Annotated in this window: 14 protein-coding genes; 5 read left to right on the top strand and 9 right to left on the bottom strand. The window is 37.6% G+C overall.

Going from position 1 to position 17,498, the window contains the following annotated elements; all coding sequences use genetic code 11:
- Window positions 1-12 precede the first annotated feature (12 nt).
- Entirely contained in the window at window positions 13-627 is a 615-nt protein-coding gene (locus I6E70_RS00515; protein ID WP_197187802.1) for an acyl carrier protein phosphodiesterase, read from the top strand.
- Between the two features lie 85 nt (window positions 628-712).
- Window positions 713-1,648, top strand: a complete 936-nt coding sequence (locus I6E70_RS00510) for a hypothetical protein (RefSeq protein ID WP_121955130.1) — start codon at window positions 713-715, stop codon at window positions 1,646-1,648.
- Between the two features lie 95 nt (window positions 1,649-1,743).
- On the opposite strand, the gene I6E70_RS00505 is transcribed toward I6E70_RS00510, so the two are convergent.
- Window positions 1,744-2,220, bottom strand: coding sequence for a YqhA family protein (locus tag I6E70_RS00505; RefSeq protein WP_197187801.1), 477 nt, complete (start codon window positions 2,218-2,220; stop codon window positions 1,744-1,746).
- 144 nt (window positions 2,221-2,364) lie between these two features.
- Here I6E70_RS00505 and I6E70_RS00500 point away from each other — a divergent pair, with 144 nt between their 5' ends.
- Complete coding sequence (locus tag I6E70_RS00500) at window positions 2,365-2,706, top strand: YajD family HNH nuclease (RefSeq protein WP_007581433.1); 342 nt, start codon at window positions 2,365-2,367, stop codon at window positions 2,704-2,706.
- A gap of 112 nt (window positions 2,707-2,818) precedes the next feature.
- Here the strand turns inward: I6E70_RS00500 and I6E70_RS00495 are convergent, their stop codons facing one another.
- Window positions 2,819-3,289 (bottom strand): YHS domain-containing (seleno)protein, encoded by a 471-nt coding sequence (locus tag I6E70_RS00495; protein WP_008165251.1) that lies wholly within the window; start codon window positions 3,287-3,289, stop codon window positions 2,819-2,821.
- A 126-nt stretch (window positions 3,290-3,415) separates the two neighbouring features.
- Here I6E70_RS00495 and I6E70_RS00490 point away from each other — a divergent pair, with 126 nt between their 5' ends.
- Window positions 3,416-4,237 carry an AraC family transcriptional regulator gene (locus I6E70_RS00490; protein WP_197187800.1) on the top strand — a complete coding sequence of 274 codons (822 nt, stop codon included), beginning with the start codon at window positions 3,416-3,418 and terminating at the stop codon, window positions 4,235-4,237.
- A gap of 24 nt (window positions 4,238-4,261) precedes the next feature.
- Here I6E70_RS00490 and I6E70_RS00485 read toward each other — a convergent pair whose 3' ends face one another.
- From I6E70_RS00485 to I6E70_RS00475, 3 genes are all read right to left on the bottom strand, one after another.
- Complete coding sequence (locus tag I6E70_RS00485) at window positions 4,262-5,536, bottom strand: alpha/beta hydrolase (RefSeq protein WP_197187799.1); 1,275 nt, start codon at window positions 5,534-5,536, stop codon at window positions 4,262-4,264.
- Between the two features lie 206 nt (window positions 5,537-5,742).
- Window positions 5,743-7,101: a serine hydrolase domain-containing protein gene (locus I6E70_RS00480; RefSeq protein WP_197187798.1), complete on the bottom strand. Its 1,359-nt coding sequence runs from the start codon at window positions 7,099-7,101 to the stop codon at window positions 5,743-5,745.
- A gap of 283 nt (window positions 7,102-7,384) precedes the next feature.
- Window positions 7,385-9,562: a GAF domain-containing hybrid sensor histidine kinase/response regulator gene (locus I6E70_RS00475; RefSeq protein WP_197187797.1), complete on the bottom strand. Its 2,178-nt coding sequence runs from the start codon at window positions 9,560-9,562 to the stop codon at window positions 7,385-7,387.
- 488 nt (window positions 9,563-10,050) lie between these two features.
- Between I6E70_RS00475 and I6E70_RS00470 the strand changes: the two genes are divergently transcribed.
- Window positions 10,051-10,728: a glutathione S-transferase family protein gene (locus tag I6E70_RS00470; protein ID WP_007581448.1), complete on the top strand. Its 678-nt coding sequence runs from the start codon at window positions 10,051-10,053 to the stop codon at window positions 10,726-10,728.
- A 53-nt stretch (window positions 10,729-10,781) separates the two neighbouring features.
- Here the strand turns inward: I6E70_RS00470 and I6E70_RS00465 are convergent, their stop codons facing one another.
- The 4 genes from I6E70_RS00465 to I6E70_RS00450 form a co-directional block, all read right to left on the bottom strand.
- On the bottom strand, window positions 10,782-12,521 hold the full coding sequence (locus tag I6E70_RS00465; protein WP_197187796.1) for a SulP family inorganic anion transporter: 1,740 nt from the start codon (window positions 12,519-12,521) through the stop codon (window positions 10,782-10,784).
- A 155-nt stretch (window positions 12,522-12,676) separates the two neighbouring features.
- On the bottom strand, window positions 12,677-15,616 hold the full coding sequence (locus I6E70_RS00460) for a TonB-dependent receptor (protein ID WP_197187795.1): 2,940 nt from the start codon (window positions 15,614-15,616) through the stop codon (window positions 12,677-12,679).
- 624 nt (window positions 15,617-16,240) lie between these two features.
- Window positions 16,241-16,765, bottom strand: coding sequence for a DNA starvation/stationary phase protection protein Dps (gene dps / locus I6E70_RS00455; protein WP_010553097.1), 525 nt, complete (start codon window positions 16,763-16,765; stop codon window positions 16,241-16,243).
- A 236-nt stretch (window positions 16,766-17,001) separates the two neighbouring features.
- Window positions 17,002-17,370, bottom strand: a complete 369-nt coding sequence (locus tag I6E70_RS00450) for a DUF2237 family protein (RefSeq protein ID WP_197187794.1) — start codon at window positions 17,368-17,370, stop codon at window positions 17,002-17,004.
- Between the last annotated feature and the right edge of the window lie 128 nt (window positions 17,371-17,498).

Here is a 17,498-nt window from a genome sequence, read left to right as displayed (position 1 = left end):
CCCGAGAACACTTTGAATTATTTAGCTCACCTTTATTTAGCACAGCCTACAGCCGATTCTCACTTTGGGAACTTGTTGGGCGACTTTGGTGGTAAAAGGCATGTAGAACACTTACCAAATACGGTTAAAAACGGGCTCGATAACCACTATTTAGTCGATAAATTTACCGACTCTCACCCAGTAGTAAAACACGCTAAACAGTACTTTTCACCCGAGCGTAAGCGCTTTGCTGGTGTAGCTATTGATGTGGTGTTTGATCATTTTTTAATTGTGCATTGGCAGCGATTTAGCAAGCAACCTTTAAGTGACTTTAAGTACACCAGCTATCAGCTTTTAAATAATCGCATACCTGTTATGCCAACGCGTATGCAGCATGTTGTAACAAGCATGACTAAAAACGATTGGTTTAAAGAATACGAAACCATAGATGGAATAGGGCTAGCACTTGATAATATTGCCAAGCGTATTCGCTTTACCAACACTTTTACGGGCGCGGCTGATGACATAGCACGGAATTACGATGAATTAGAAGCCGTGTTTTTAGCGTTCTTCCCGGAGCTAATTAAGCATGTAAGTGAGTTTGACCTTGAAAGCACCTCAAAAAATGGCATAAAGCGCATTATTTAAAGTTTTCATCAATTGTTAACCTTTTGTGATAATTTAAGGTAAAAAAAACGCTACTCTAATACAAATTAATTTTTGAGTGTTTTTAATGAATCGCAATTACTTGGTTATTGTGAGCTTTGCTGTTTTAGCGGCATTTCAATCTGGTGCTGTATTGGCTTTCGACTTTGACTTAAAGTCGGTACGAACCACTATTTCAAACCCTAACACTAGCCACGCGTTAATATATGATGACTTGGCTGGGAGTAATCAAAAAACACTGTTTTCGTTAGAGCCCATAAATAACCAGCGTGTGGGTGTGTTTTTTGATATTAACGACATTGAAATTGGCTACTCTGCCGATATTTTTGAAGATGATGTTGAAACAAAAACACAAGATATACTGCTTTCGTATAGAAAATTTAAAAATTCTAAAATCACTTTTAACTATCAAACGCTTGAAGGGCTGCAAAGCACGGCTAGCAATTTAAGCGGCAATCAAACGGATCAAATTTTCTCGAAAAATACACGTTCAACCAAGTTTGAGCTATCTGGCCAACACAACTTTTATACCTTCAATAATAAAGAGTCTTTGTTTGAGCATTTTTTTCTTAATAGACCAAAGCTAAGCAGCAAATTTGACTTGTCGTTAAGTGTTGTTGGCGCGTGGTCTTTCAAGCATGTATCTCTTGAGAATAAAGATAATATTGTGTTTCAGGCTGATTTTTTAAATTCGTCTGCACCACAGGTCACTAAGTTAATTTCTAATTCGTACGGGGCGAGTATTGGCTCGCTTTTATCATTTTCGTTACCGCATAATGTTCACGTATTTGCTGAATACAAAGTAGGTAAGGGAAATATTCGAAATACAGACCCTGGGCTGGGGTTAAAAGATTCGGGCGGTGAAAAAGTAGCGGCATACGGCGGTGGTATTTCTTGGACTTCAAGTAACAAAAAACTCATGGTAGTACTACGTGCGTGGGAGCAAACAGGTAGGCATATAGATACTTCTTTTGGTGACTTGTCAGTAATTAAGTTTTTTTAATATTGAGTGCAGGGGCTCTCACTTAAGTTTTTGCAGAATTTTAGGGATAAGTAATTACACCTGCATGTAATTACTTAATAGTAATGAGTGCTTAGTTAGTCTTTCATTGAGCGCCATGCAAATGTAGATGCTGCAATAACGATCGCAATGGCAATACCTAAGTAGAGTGTTTCTATTGTGCCGCCGAACTCAACTGCGTGCTCTAAAAATAGTATTACCAGTACAACCGAAGTTACTTGTACCAGAGTTATTTTTAAATCATGAAAGTCTTTAATATTAAAAGCAGCAAGAAATTTACTTTCCTCAGGCTTAGATGGTGTTATAAATAGTCGGTACAAGCTAATAGCAATAACTTGTAAGGTAATTCCGATTAGTAGCAAATCAAGAATTTTCAGTAGTTCAACTATTAGGGCTTTACCGGCTTTAGCTGAATCAGGCAGGTCAAATAGCGTTGTTATTACTATATTAGCTACAATATTAATGCATGAAACATAAACGAGTAATGATGATATTGCAGCGGTAATAACGACGATTACGACCAAAAACCGACTTGTTTGGAATATATTTTCCATGTTGCTCAACTTTATAATTAGACCTGATTTATACGAAACGTAGCTTAAGTTAGATCCCTTACGAACTTTTTACTTTTATATTTGCTTTAACATATTGGCTATTTACTTGTTAAGCATAGAAATAACAAATTTAACTGGAATATTATGAGTAAGAATAACGATGTACCTCAGGCTTATGTTAAGCAAGAAGAAGGTTATAGAATAAAAGCCTTAAGATTATACCCTTGGGTATGCGGGCGTTGTGCTCGTGAGTTTGAATACTCAAATTTACGTGAGTTAACGGTGCACCATGTCGATCATAACCACAGTAATAATCCTGAAGACGGAAGTAACTGGGAGTTACTGTGTATTTATTGCCACGACAATGAGCATAATAAATACCACGAGCATATTATGTATGGCGGGTCGACTACAGATCGCAAAGTTGAGGCTGCGACGCATTCTCCATTTGCCGATTTAAAAGCGATGCTTAATAAATCAAAGTAATATTAGTTAAATTAAGAGCTTAAACCTAAAATTTTATTAATTTAAATGGCATTTTGAGGGTGAACGGTTATAAACCGAAGCAACCTCAAAAATTAACTTTAAATTGGTTTTATTAAAGCTCTTTTGCTGTTTTGTCTTTTATGTCAAACCAGTTTGAATCGGCTGAAGTAATAAAGCCTGGTACGTCTTTTAGCCATTGTTTTTGAACCGATTTATCAAGATTTAAATAAAGTTTGTTTTCAACAATTTTGAAAGCCTCTGGATCTACGTCAAACTTTTTCTCCATTGATACACCAAACGCACAAAAGCCACCAAATTGTGGTGCGTACTTTTCTGGGTTAGCTCTAAATAAGTCGCGATGCTTAGCTGAGCTGAACTTATAAATGGCATTTTTATGCGTTGCAGTATACTCAGAACTGCCTGTTACCGCTTTGTTTTGGGTAAAGTAAGCAACGGTATCGTAACCACTAATTGCAATGTCGTTAACGTCGGCATTTGCGTCTATGTCTGCTGCAAAGCTTAGTGAACTTGCAAGGACTGATGCTGCAAAAAAAGCTGATTTAGTGAGTGTTGAAAATTTCATGTGTATCTCCAAAGAAAAATTAAATAGGTTTGTTTGTTTAAAACTCAACTGTACTTTATCGTTATTACTTGGTTAATATGCGTCTATTAGTCTATATTTTCATACCAATAATCCAAAGGGGCGCTTATGGACGTACTTTCGAGTGTACTGAGTCATTTTTCACTTAATGCCAATGTGTTTTTTAGTGGGAATATGTGCGGTACGAGTGACTTTAGTGACGATCAAGGTGTTGGGCATTTACATTTATTACGCTCAGGTACGTTAAAAGTGCGCAGTAATAGTGGTTTTGAAGTAGTTTTATCTACGCCTTCGGTTATTTTTTTTCCTCACTCTACAGGACACTGTTTATTTTCGGATAAGGGTGACGGTGCTGATTTAGTGTGTGCACAAATTAGCTATCAAAGTGGAGGGCATAGCCCTTTATTGCAGGCGCTGCCTTTTTGCTTAAATTACGAATTAACGGGTAATGGATTATTAGAGCAGAGCGCTTTTTGGATTTTTGAAGAGGCATTTAAAGACGCCAGTGGTAAGGATTTAATTATAGATCGCTTATGCGATGTATTTTTAATTAGTGTGCTGCGTAAGGTATTGAAAGAGGGCGCCATTAAAACCGGGATGATGGCAGGGCTTGCGCATCCTCAGTTGGCTAAGGTATTAATAAAAATACATCAAACCCCAGAGCAAAACTGGTCGCTCAGCGCTATGGCTGAGGAGTGTGGTATGTCGCGCTCTAAATTTGCCGATACCTTTAAGCGAGTAATTGAGCAAACACCGGCTGACTATTTGGCTGATTGGCGTTTATCGGTTGCTAAAAAGCTTATTTTAAAAAATCAAAATATGGATTTAGTGGCTAATCAGGTTGGGTACGAAAATGGCTCTGCACTTGCCCGTGTATTTAGAAAAAAAACAGGGCAAGCGCCAAAAGAGTGGTTATCGAGTCAGCAGTAAGCGTTATTTTTTGTGTGCTAATTACTATTTGTTCTTAATTAGGTAATTTGAATCGAGCGACCAAAAATTGTTTTCGAGCTTTTGTAGAGGTCGTTTTTTAGAGCCTGGCGATGCTTTATGTAATATCAAATTAATAAGATCTGAGCTGACTGCCGGATCACTATGAAAGTAGTCATGGCCTATTAGGCTGCCGGATTTAGGTACTTTAATTAGGCTTACGTTACCTACAGAGGTGAATATGTCTTGCTCGTTTATGTTTACATCTTTGGTGTTTAGCCGACCAAAGCTCAAGCTGTTTGTTAGCCACTGTGAAATACCCAATGCGCTATCTTCTTGAGAGGTGTAAATGGTAATTTGTCCAAATGCAGGTCCAAATTGCTCTGCCATTAGTCTTTGTTTAATAATACCAAAATCGAGATCAGGGGCTGCTAAAATTAAGTTTTCGATACGCAGGTCTTCGCGGGGATTTCCGCCACTGGCTCTGTTCTCAATTATAAGCTCTCTAAGTGTTGTGGTTACTACATCGGTGCCACGGCTATGCGCAATAATATGAATGTTTTCTATTTCAGGATTTTTGAAAAGGAGTCGTAAGGTTTCTTTTAAATGAAAAATAGTAAATTGACCAGACTCTTTATCTTCAAAATAGCCGGTTAATCCCGTGGCGGCGGCAGGCCAAGAGTAAACAATAGGTACGCCTTGTCGATTCAAAAAATGCCATATACCGGCAAGGGTAAATACCGATTCGTTAAAGGTATTATTAAAGCCATGCACAAACAAAATAACGTCTTTGTTATTACTGTTTTTTAAACGCTGATTAATGTTTTTGTTTAACTGGGTTTCGTGAAAATTTTTGCGTTCTAAAATATCTTCGTCAATTTGGAGTTTGTTTTTTACGCGTCTAAATTTATAAGGCGATAAAGGGAAGCGACCTAATTCATCCGCTTTTTCCATTACGTAAGTCAAATTTGCAAAGCGATTTTTAAGACTACTTTGCTCTAATAGCTCACTCCACTGCAACGACTTATCGCCAAAATTTATTTTTGCTACACCGTACGCAATTGATGGCGAGCGACTTGCGTTATACATAACCCCCTCTTTTTCAGAAATTGCTCGGTCTGTAACATAGAGCAATTCCATACTTGTTGTATGTAGGTTTTTAGGTACTTGGGCTTCTGAATAAGGCGTACTTACATATAAATTGGGTGTGGGCATTAAAGCTGGGTTTGAAGTACAGGCAGATAGCAAAATAATGAGCAAAGGGGCGAAAATATAGGATTTACCGTGAGGATGAAAAAGCATGCTTATTCCTTATTTTCGGTTTATAAATTATTTTAAAGAGGTTAAGTATAAAATTAGCATATAAAAAGTAACATACTTATTACCTTTCACACATCCCATACTAATTTTATAATGTATTGTTGCGTTAACAAGGATTCAAAATAAAAATACCCGAGCTTATAAGTAGCGAAAGCTGCGGGCATTGTCTTTTTGGGAGGCTTATAAAGCTAAATCTTAATCGCCTCAGTAGGCGTTGTTGATAATCCACTAAAATACTTCATTACCAATTGGCCTTGGCTGTTTTTTTCTATTACTAAGTAATTGTTTGAATTAGGGTAGTAAAAGCTATTTTTAGACATCGTAATAAGTTTTGTTTTATCGCCACCAGTGCGCTTTGAATACAAAACGTCATTTTCAAAAATTAGGCTGCGTAAGGTGTTTTCATCAATACGATAATCACCCAATACGGGCGCTAATTGCTGCTCTGTTACCTCTGCTTTTTTAAACTCGGGGAGTGTAATACCTAGAGTTCTGGCTGTGAGTTTTTCGTTGATAAAAATAGGATTTATGTGGTTTGAATTAGCCAGTACTGCAACATATAGCTTTTGTTTTGGAATATAGCGTGCATGTGCTAAAAAGCCATTTATTCCGCCAGTGTGTTTAATTACGGTGTATTCATTCAAAGGCTTAATAATTAATCCGTAACCATAGGATGAAACGCTGCCGTCGTTTAGTTCAAAAGGGCTGACCATCTTCTCATAACTTGCTTTACTAATAAGCTTGCCAGACGATAACGCACTAAACCAAATGTTTAAGTCAGTTGGAGTAGATATAAGCGCACCTGCGGCATATGGCCAATCCATATTAATGTAGCTGGTGTTGATAAATCCTTGCTCTGTTTGCTCATAGCCAGATGCGCGATGGGCAACAATTTCTTGCCCTTCATAACTACTCTGGTTCATTTTTAGCTTTTTAAATATGTGTTGTTCAATAAAGTCTTTGTAAGACAGGCCACTTGCTACTTCAATTATTTTACCAAGCAGTGAATAACCGGTATTTGAATAAGCCATGGCTTCGCCGGGTTTAAACACCATTGGGTGTTTGGCAAATCGCGCTAGTGCATCGTCAACGCTGGTGGGTACTTGTATTTCTTTATCGAATAAGTCGTCGTCATCTGTGTAGTTGGCGATGCCTGAGGTGTGGGTTAATAAGTTTTCGATTGTGACGAGGTTGCCCTCTGTTGGGAAGTTTGCAACATACTTATGAATATCATCGGTAACCGCTAGCTTACCTTGCTCTTGCAGCATCATAATTGCAGCTGCAGTAAATTGTTTTGAAATAGAACCTAAACGCAAAACGCTTTGCTCATTAAGTGCAATGTTATGTTCAAGGTTGGCAAGACCGCGCACTCCTTTAAAAAGTACTTTGCCATTTTTACTTATAATTACCGATACTCCAGGCTCGTTTTCAGCAAGGTTATCGTTAAGAATTTCCTGATACTGCGAGGCCGTCGGGTTTGCTTTTACAAGGTTGGGTGTTAATAGCGAGAAGGCTAACAAACAGCTAGCGTAAAATGGCTTAATCATATTCATCCTTTTAGTTTTTATACCAAACCTGTAGATAGGCTTAGCGATCCCTGTGCTTCATTTAAGCGGTTATTTACTTTAATTTATAAGTATTATTTTTAGTTTATAGCCAGTTAATATTGCACAGCTAAAAAGTAAACTCAACGCTTCGCTTTAGTTACCCATATACATTCAAATTTTTTGTTAAATCAATAAACGCGCATAACCTTGGTGGCATATGCCACTTAGTTAAATAGTTTAAGTAATTAGGCACTCCTCCCATTTTATATATATTAAGTAGCTACTATGATTTTAACTGTTTGGATAAAAACAAGGTTGTTACATCAGCTACTTTAATAAGTGACAGTTTATCTGCATGGCTCCATGAAATTTTTGAGCCAACACTTTCACAACAAATAACACCTAGTGGCTTGTTATCAATAAAGTAGATGTAATCAAGCAAGGAGTAAATGTTTGATGGTTCAAAATAAACTTTGGTGAAGTTTTTAGTGATTTCGTGGTTTCTCGCATCTGATGCGTCTAATACTTTATGATCTAAAATATAGTCAAAGTATGCAGGAAAGTCTTCAGCTTTTAAAACTGCATTACTTACTATTTCATTTTTTTCATCAAGGCAAATTAAGCTATTAATGGCAGTATAGTCGTGATTAAATAACCAGAGACTGACTCTGTCGGCATTTGGAATTAACTTTTTTAGCTCATTGCATATCTGTTTTAGCTTACGTTCACTCGTAATGTTTGGGTTACTAACTTTAACTGCTAAATTTTTGAGATTTGAGTTTTTTGGATTATAGACATTGAGCAAGCTATTTAAATGCTCTTTATTAAATGGCTTCGTTAAATAGCCATCCATACCAATATCTAAATAGTGTTCAATATCTTGTTTCATGGTGTTGGCTGTCATGGCAATAATTGGCGTTGTTTTACCTGTTTGTTGCGCTCTAATTATTTTAGTGGCTTGCACTCCATCCATCACTGGCATTTGAATGTCCATAAAAATCAAATCAACATGGTTGGCAAAAAAGTAATCAACGCAATCTTTGCCATTTTCGGTAAATATTACTTTCGCATTATGGGCTTGTAGCATTTTACTTACGACAACTTGATTTACTTTATTGTCTTCGGCAACCAAAATAGTACACCCTTGTAAATCGGTTATTTCTTTATTTGGTTTTAATAATCCATCGAGTTCTGATGTTTCAAAGCTTTGTTGGTAAGTAAATACAGAACCTTTATCTTCTTTACTCGTGAAGTTGATTTTGCCATTCATTAAACTACTTAGCTTGGTGCAAATGGAGAGGCCAAGGCCCGTGCCCCCGTACTTTCTAGATGTAGATGAATCAGCCTGATGAAACTCTTTAAATAAATTTTGCTGTGCAGCTTTACTAATACCAATACCTGTATCGATTATTTCAAATACAATATTTTGCGTGTTTAAGGAGTTCTCTTTTACAGTGACTTTAAACTCTACCTGGCCTTGTTGTGTAAATTTAATCGCATTTGAGCATAAGTTATTTAAAATTTGTGAAATTCTGACAGGATCGCCTTTTAAGGTTGTAGCGATATTTTTATCTATAGATGGAATAAATTTTATTCCTTTATCTGTGGCTTGTTTCATTAGTGGATTAATTACATTGTTAATGACTTCGCTCAGGTTAAAGTTAATATTCTCAATATTTAATTTACCCGCTTCAATTTTTGAAAAGTCTAAAATGTCATTTACAATATTTGAGAGTATATTCGCGGAGCTTAAAATACTTTTTAAGGCGTTATCTTTTTCTATATTTGAAGTCTCTGCCAGTCCAAACTCAGCTAAATTTAAAATGCCATGCAGCGGAGTTCTTAGCTCGTGCGACATATTTGCTAAAAATCGACCTTTTAGAGTGTTAGCTGTATCAGCTTCTTTTTTTAGTTCTTCAAGATTTTTATTATGTATTTGTTGTTGTTTTAATGCAGTGGCCAGCTTTCTGTTGTTTAACCTGAGCTCAAGTTGTGCGATAACTTCTTTGCCAAGTATTTTCAGTGCGTTAATTTGTGTTTGAGTTAGCTTTTTTGGCTGGTCGCTGATAACACATAATGTACCAATTGTGCTGCCACTAGGTGTAACTAGCGGTGTGCCCGCATAAAACCGAATGTTTGGATCGCTGGTTACTAGAGGGTTATCATAAAAACGTTCATCAAGTAGAGCGTTTTGTATTTCAAATACTTGGTCTTGCAGTATTGTATGAGAGCAAAATGCGATATCTCTTTCGGTGGAGTCTACATCGATACCATACTTTGATTTAAACCACTGCCTTTGTGGATCAACTAAGCTTATAAGTGATATGGGGGCTTCACAAATATCAGAAGCAAGTTGAGTTAAATCATCAAATACTTTTTCGGCTTCAGTATCTAATATTTCATACTCATACAGGGCTTTTAATCTAGATTCTTCGTCTACTGGTATTTGTGCTTTTATCATAGTATTGCTCAATATTTATATAGATTCACTATAAGAGTAATTTAGTGATAATGACAACTTTAACATGTAAATCAGGTTAATAAATAGATTCTGTATTTTGTTACTCTCTTATTATTTTTTTGAAGTGTTTTTTATAAAACCAGCGAAAGTAAAAAGGATCTTTCCATACTGAACACTCTCAGTAATTAACATCGGAATTAATAGGGATTAAACCAGTCTATAGTTTTACATCATCTGTAAATTTTGAAACTCAGCAGCTCTGCTGGTGGGCAAATTCTGCAACCTTGTGAATCATAAATTTCTAAAAGCATGTGATGGCTCGAAAAGGCTGATATTTTCCTTGGCATAAGTGATATTCACTAATGAAGCATCACGAAATGCTTACAATTAAATCACGTTTTAACTGTATATTTTACTTAGTTAAAACTTAATTTGAACACCCGCTCAAGTTGTGCTTTAATCATGTCTCAATTATTGAGGAACTTTACATGATTAAATTTTATTTTCACCATACTCCTAACCCAATGAAGGTTGCACTCTTTTTAGAAGAAACAGGCTTACCGTTTGAACTTGTTCCTCTTGATACTTTAAAAGGTGAGCAACATACACCTGAATTTAAAGCAATTAATCCAAACGCTAAGGCGCCAGCAATTGTTGATGGTGAAACTCGTGTGTTCGATTCGAATGCTATTTTAATGTACCTTTCTGAAAAATATGGAAAGCTAGAAGGCAAGGGCGATGACCGCGCTGAAATGCTGTCATGGTTAATGTTTATCGCATCTGGTTTAGGTCCGTATTCAGGGCAAAGTGTACACTTTAGACACATGGCGCCAGAAGGGCTTGATTACGCGGTTAATCGCTATTTACGTGAAGCGCAGCGCCATTACGAAGTACTTGATACTCACCTTGAAGGTCGTGACTTTATTGTGGGTGATACGTATACCATTGCTGATGTATCTGCATGGGGCTGGATTGATAAAGCACCGGTTGTATTAGGTGAAGAGGGCTTAGCACCGTATCCAAATCTTAAGCGTTGGTTTGAAAGCATTGATAGCCGCCCAGCGGTTGCACGTGCACGCGTAATTGGTACTGATGTAGCCTTTAAAAAAGAGTTTGATGAAGACGCTAAAAAAGCGTTTTTCCCTTCAAATTACCCTAAAGTATAAAAAGTACTTAATTCTAAACAGCAGATCAGCTAGCTGATCTGCTGTTTAGTATTTCATGGCTGTGTTAGCACCTCTTTATTTTCATCTGCCACGAATAAATTAACTTCCTCTGTGTGCTGGCTTACGCTATTTCTTTTTAGGGCGATGTATAGGTCTGAGTGAATATATATACCTTCTTTTCCCGACTTCATTCCTGCAATTTCAAACCACGAAAGTAGTTGGCGTTTTCTACCTGCAAGTTCAAGCCTTATATCGCGCTTTTTAAATATAACATCTAGATCGGCAAGCATGGCCATTACACTTAAATCTAAGTGAGTAAAGCAGGGTACAGCGTCAATTATTACACATTGAGTGTCGTCTTTTTGTCTTGCGTATTGCTCAAGTAATCTGCGTTTAAAGTAGCTGGCATTAAAGTAAGTTAAAGGTGAATTAAAGCGATAGATAAACACGCCTTGCACCGATTTTGCTTTATCTGTGGCGTCTAAACTTCTTACTACACCGTTAACATCTACGCCGAGTATATTGTCGGTTGGGCGCATTACAGTGCGAATAAATTGAAATAACCCCAGTAATACAGCAAGTGTGATCCCTGGTATAACGCCAATAAATAACACCGCAAGTAAGGTGGCTGAGGCGAGATAAAATGCCTGTTTATCTTTTCGTTTTAATTGCCAAACCGCTTTTAAATCGAGTAAATGAACAGAGGCAATAATAAGTACAACACCTAGCGCTGCGCTTGGAATAAATTCAAGTGGGGCTGTTAAAAACACGGCTATGAGCGCAATAATGGCCGCTGCTATTATTGATACTAACTGCGTTTTACCACCTGTTGCATCGTTAACAGCGGTGCGTGAGTCGGCGCCACTGACTGCAAACCCTTGCGAAAGAGCCGACGCAATATTGGCAATACCTAACGCTCTAAATTCTTTATCGGCGTTTATGTCGTAGCCATTTTTAGCTGCAAAGCTGCGGGCAGTTAGCATCATACTAACAAAGCTCACGATGGCTAAGTTAAGTGCGGGTACCACTAGCTCACGAATAATCCCTAAATCAAAAACAGGGGTATTAAAAACGGGAAGCCCGCCAGTTACGGTGCCAATAGTTTTTATATCAAGTTGTTTTAATTCAAAAATCCATACCAAAAGCGCACCAAAAGCAATGGCAAACATAGATGCAGGCCACGTGGGTCTTATGCGCTTCATGGCAAAGTAAACCGCCAGTGTAAACAAAGCCATTAGTAAGGTGGGAACATGTGTTTGCGCTAGATATGTGGGTACACCACCTAGGCGTTCAAGTAAGTAGCGCTCATCAAAGGTAAAACCGAATACTTTAGAAAATTGACCAACAATAATAGTGATAGCTACGCCGTTTAGTAAGCCCATTAAAATAGGTTTAGATAAAAAGTCGGCTAATACACCTAACTTAAATTTACTGGCTATAAAACACCAAAAGCCGGTCATAGCGGTCATGGTGACAACAAGTTGCCAATGCTTAAAGCTGTCACCTGCAGCAAGAGGTGTTACTACTGCTGCAATAACGGCGCAGGTGGCGGCATCAGGGCCTACTATTAATTGTTTAGAAGTGCCAAAAAGAGCATATAGCATCATTGGCAGTATGCAAGAATATAATCCTACAGCGGCGTTAACACCGGTTAGTTGTGCGTAAGCAATGGCAACAGGTAAAGCTACTGCAGCTACCGATAGCGCCGCTCTTACATCATCAGCAAACCATTGTCGCTCGTAGTGCAGCAATGTATCTAAACCCGGCATAAAATTATATAAACGCGACAGCACTTCAGTATCCTTGCTAATAGTTACAACGTTTTGATAGTAAATTTAATATTCAAATAAGTATAGCTAGGTGGGAGTGTTTTTTACGTAATATAAAGCCACTTTTTTATAGACGTAAAAAAGCCTGCATAAAAGCAGGCTTTAGTTTCCAGGGAAAATTAAAATTTAGCGCGAATACCAAAGCTGTAACGGCGATCCGCTTCAGTGTACTTCCAAGCACCACCTAGTTCAGATAGGTAGATTGAAGGCTCACCCGTTAAGTTGGTCGCATTACCTACTAGCGTAATGTTTTCGTTAATATCCCAGCTTGCAGAGAAATCTAACTGGCCTCTGTCGTCACGGTAGTTATTACCGTAAACAGTGCCTTCTGCTGAAATGCTGCCGTCTGAGTTAATATTTTCTACGCGTTTCTCGTTTTCTGTATCTAAGAAACTGTCACGGTAGTTATAAGCGATACGAGTAGAGAACCCTTCGTATTCCCAAAATACTTGTAAGTTGTACGTATTTTTAGAAATATCTAATAATGGGTTGCCGTTTGGTTGTTCGCTGTCTGCATACGTGTAGTTTGCATTAACACCTAAGCCAGAAAATGCACCAGGTAAGCTTGTGAAGAACTGTTGGTAACCAACTTCAAAACCTTGTACTGAGCCGTTTTCACCGTTTACATTTTTAACTGTATCAATACCCGTTAGTCCTGCGTCACGCAAGCCTGCAACATGGTTAAAGCCATCTATATCTACAGGGTAGTCAGTCGCATCTGAGTAAACTAGGTTGTCTTGAGATACACCTGCAACGTCAAGCTGACATACTTGGTTCCACTGAGTTACGTTTTGACCTGTTGAAGTGCTTGATGCAGCTACACAGCTACTTTCGTTACTTAAGAAAGACTCAACATCTTTATAAAATACTGCGAAAGATAGTACGTTACCTTCATCAAAGTAATGCTCTACAGATAAGTCGTATTGCGTTGCACGGTATGGTTCTAAATCAATAGAGCCTTGCGTTGCACCTGTAATGTCATTATTAACGTCAAATGCAGGGCTTAGCTCACTAAAGTCAGCGCGGCGCATAACTTTTGCAGCAGCAAAGCGGAATAATGTTTCGTCTGAGTAGTTATACGTAACGTTTAAGCTTGGTAAAAAGTCGCTGTAGTCATTGTCGCCAGTTACTTTTTCGCCATTAAGAAATACGCTTGATTCTAAATCTGTAGTTACATAACGACCACCCACAATCGCAGTGATGTTATCAAAGTCTAAGTACGCTGATATGTACACAGCAGCTGTATCTTCAACTACGTTGCGGTATGCGCTTTCTTGGAACTCTTGGTTATCTGAAAGACTCCCTGTTGATGCTAGGTTAGTACCTGCAAGTAACTGCTGAAGTTGAGCGTAAGTATTTGCAGGGTTAGATAAACCGTTGTAGCTTAAAAACGTTAGTAGGTCATTTTGTCCCGAATGACCTAATTGGTCAAAAGAGTTGTCGTGGCTAACTGTTGTGAAGCTATTTGAAAAAGCAGCGTTGTAGTCATCAACCCATAAAGTAGCTAATGAACCATCAGAGTCGTTAAATGCATTTTTGTAAATGTCTTTAATTTCTACTTTGTATTGCTCATATTCGTAATCGCGGTTAGTAACACGTACACCTGCTTTTACTTTAGACACCCAGCTTAAGCTGCTGAGTGGCTCAAACATTTCAACATCAAAACGAATAGCTGTTTCATCATTGTCTGTTCTTCTATCTTCACTTTTAAACGTACGTAGTGCTAAGTTTTGTGGGTCAGTAAATGCATTTGGATCTGAATGAATGATGCTTGGTAATTTATTACCGTCTTGAGAAAATGCACCATCATATAAATGATTTGTTAGCTGAGTTCCGCCACTTGCTTCAAATGTTGATTTTTCGATTGGGCGAAGTGTAAATTCAGAATCAGGTCTTACGCTTTCTGATGATGCTACTGCAATTTCACCAGAGATTTTTATACTGTCAGTAAGGTTCCACTCTGCACCAAGTGCATTTGAAAACGAGTCAGTTTCACGAAAGTCACTGTATGTTTTAGGGATACCAAATTCGTTTGTTAGCGTGTAATTATTTACGCCGTTAGCATCTTGAGTTGTATTTGCATCTGTTGATAACGAACCCGCAACACCTAATATAGAGTTACCACTTTGCTCACCAGAGCGTTTAGTGCCACTTAAATCAAGATACACCATGCCATTACCAGATTGCGGTGCCCACTGAAGTGATAAATTTACAGCAGTACGTTTACGTTGTTCTACATATTGTTCAACACTGTGCTCGTCTCGTACGATAGCGTTGCCACTTGGTGTATTACCTTCTTGGCCATTAATATCAATGTCTTGAGGTTTAACACGGCTAGACGTTTCATCTTGACGAATTTCACGATCTTGATACGAAAACATAGCAATGGCACCAAAGGTACCCATTTCGTCAAAGTCCCAGTTGTTACCAAGTGAACCACTAAAAATAGGTGCTACTTTTTCTGTTTTATCTGCATATTCACCATCTAATGAAACTGCACCAGTTAGTTTATCTAACTCTAATGGGCGAACTGTTTTTAAGCTAACTGTTCCGCCTAATGCACCTTCAATCATATCGGCAGTAGGAGACTTAACGACTTCTACTGTTTTTAAGAAGCTTGATGGGTAATCTTGTAAGCTAATACCGTCACGAGAGTCGCCAATAGTAGAGCGACCGTTTAATTCAACACGGTTTTGAGGTAAGCCACGAATCGAAACACTGTCACCCACACCAAAATCGGTATTAATAGATACACCAGTAATACGTTGCAGTGCTTCTGCAATATTATTATCAGGTAACTTACCAATGTCTTCAGCAACAATCGCATCTACAATACGTCCGTCAGTACGCTTAAGCATAGCGGCGGCTTTCATACTACCTAGCATGCCTTTTACTTCAATAACTTCAATATCTGTAGCTGCCGTTTCTGAAGCTGCCGGAGCCTCTTGCGCTGCAATATTTGAAGAAGCCATTAGTAAAAGGGCTGCTGCACCGATTGTTGTAGAGCTACTTCTTTTATGTTTATTAATTAATGTTGAAGTAATTTGATTGAGTTTCATGTATCTCTCCCGTTTGGGTACGACTTACGTCATTGTGTGTGTTGTTACTTGGTTTGGTTAACCAATTTAACTGCTATTTCCCTGTAGTGTGTCATACAGGTGGTATGGTTGAAATTAGTCCAATTCAGCTTTTATTACAACCTTTGTTTACCAAAAATTCACAAGGTGTATTACAAAGTGTTCTTTTATTTTGCTTATATTTAATAAATTTAATAGCTTATGGTGTATTTTTATTTTTTATATTTTGAGTGAATTTTATTGAAGTATGTTTACCAAAGGCGTTTTTTTATATTATTTGTACTATTAAATACATTTTTTAGTACTATTTTTAAATTTTATGTCGTACTTTTATACGTATTTAGTTTGTTTTTTAAGTGATGTTAAAATAATGAGATGTTCATTAAAGGTTGGGTATGGCTTATAAATTTGCGAAATAGTAAGGAGTATAAAATCATTCAATTTTATTTTGGTTATTTGTTTTGGTAATACCAATTTTCTATTGTTTTTATATGAATTTTGTATTAGAGCTTACTGATACATATCTATATATTATTATAAATAGAGTGATTTTTACGCAAAAAAAAGCCCAGCATATTAATGCTGGGCTTTCTTAGATTAAATGTATTAGCTTTTTAACTCGCCTGTAGATGATTCTAAATGGGCTCTAATAAACCACTGAAATTGCTCTAGGTCAGCTAGTTGGCTGGTGATCATATCTTCAGACACCGGATCTAATTCAGAAAGAGTCTCAATTGCTTTGCGGTGATCGCCATTAACGCCGTTGTATACTTTATCAAGTGCGGCTAAATGCTCGGTTACTAACCCTTTACCTACTGAGTATTCGTTCCATGTACGACGATCTACAATTGATTTAGGCGTACCAACGGGCACTCCACCAAGAGTCGCAATTCGCTCTGCAATTGTATCTGTCATTTCGCGCACAATGTCTACTTGTGGGTCTATCATTTCGTGTACGCCAATAAAGTTAGGTCCCACTACGTTCCAGTGAATATGCTTTAAAGTAAGCTGTAAATCTATCAATGCAACCATGCGGTTATCTAGCGTAGCTATTGTTTTTTGAGCTGATTCGTCACTCATACCTGGCGCGGTAAATTTAGTCGTTTTGTTTGATTCGTTATTGTTACTCATAATTTCTCCTACATTAAGTAATGTGTTGCTCATATAATATGTTGCGTTATGAGCATGACTTAAACTTAATGAAGCAACTGTTATGCCGTAAGTTGATCTTTTTTAAAAGTGATTTAAAAACATGAGGTTATGTTTTTATTTAAGATTTTAGAGGCTGGAGGGGTGATTGAATTTTTGAAAAGCCTGCATACATTTGTAAAATCTGCAGACTTTAATTTAATAACGCTTAAGTGTATTTAAACTTTGGCTATATATTCGTGCGCTTTTAAAACATCGAGCGGCACTATTTCTAATGATTTTTTATTTGTAGCTTCAAGTACCACTGGTGGCGCAACGTTTGCTGAAATAGCATGAAGCCATCTTACTGCACACAAGCACCATTTATCACCGGCTTTTAAACCTTCAAAATCGAAAAGAGGGTTTGGGCTTATTAAGTCGTTACCTTGTGATTTTGAAAATTGTAAAAACTCGTCAGTCATAATTGCACACACACTGTGATTGCCAAGATCTGATTCTGGTACATAACAAAATCCTTCACGTGTGTAGCCACCATTACCGCAACATAGTTTTAAACGTGTGCCAAGTACATTAAATTGATTCGCCATGAAATACCTTAGTTTGTGGTGTTTAATAAATTTACTCTATCAGGAGTAACTCGCTTGAGATAGCTATAAAACTTAAAAGAGGGAAGGGGGTCTACACAAACTTAAGCCCGCAGCAAAATTGCGGGCTT

It is taken from the genome of Pseudoalteromonas sp. NGC95, assembly GCF_015864705.1.
Lineage (GTDB): Bacteria > Pseudomonadota > Gammaproteobacteria > Enterobacterales > Alteromonadaceae > Pseudoalteromonas > Pseudoalteromonas arctica.
Note: the sequence above shows the minus strand (reverse complement) of the source record. Positions and strands in the feature narration are given on the sequence as shown.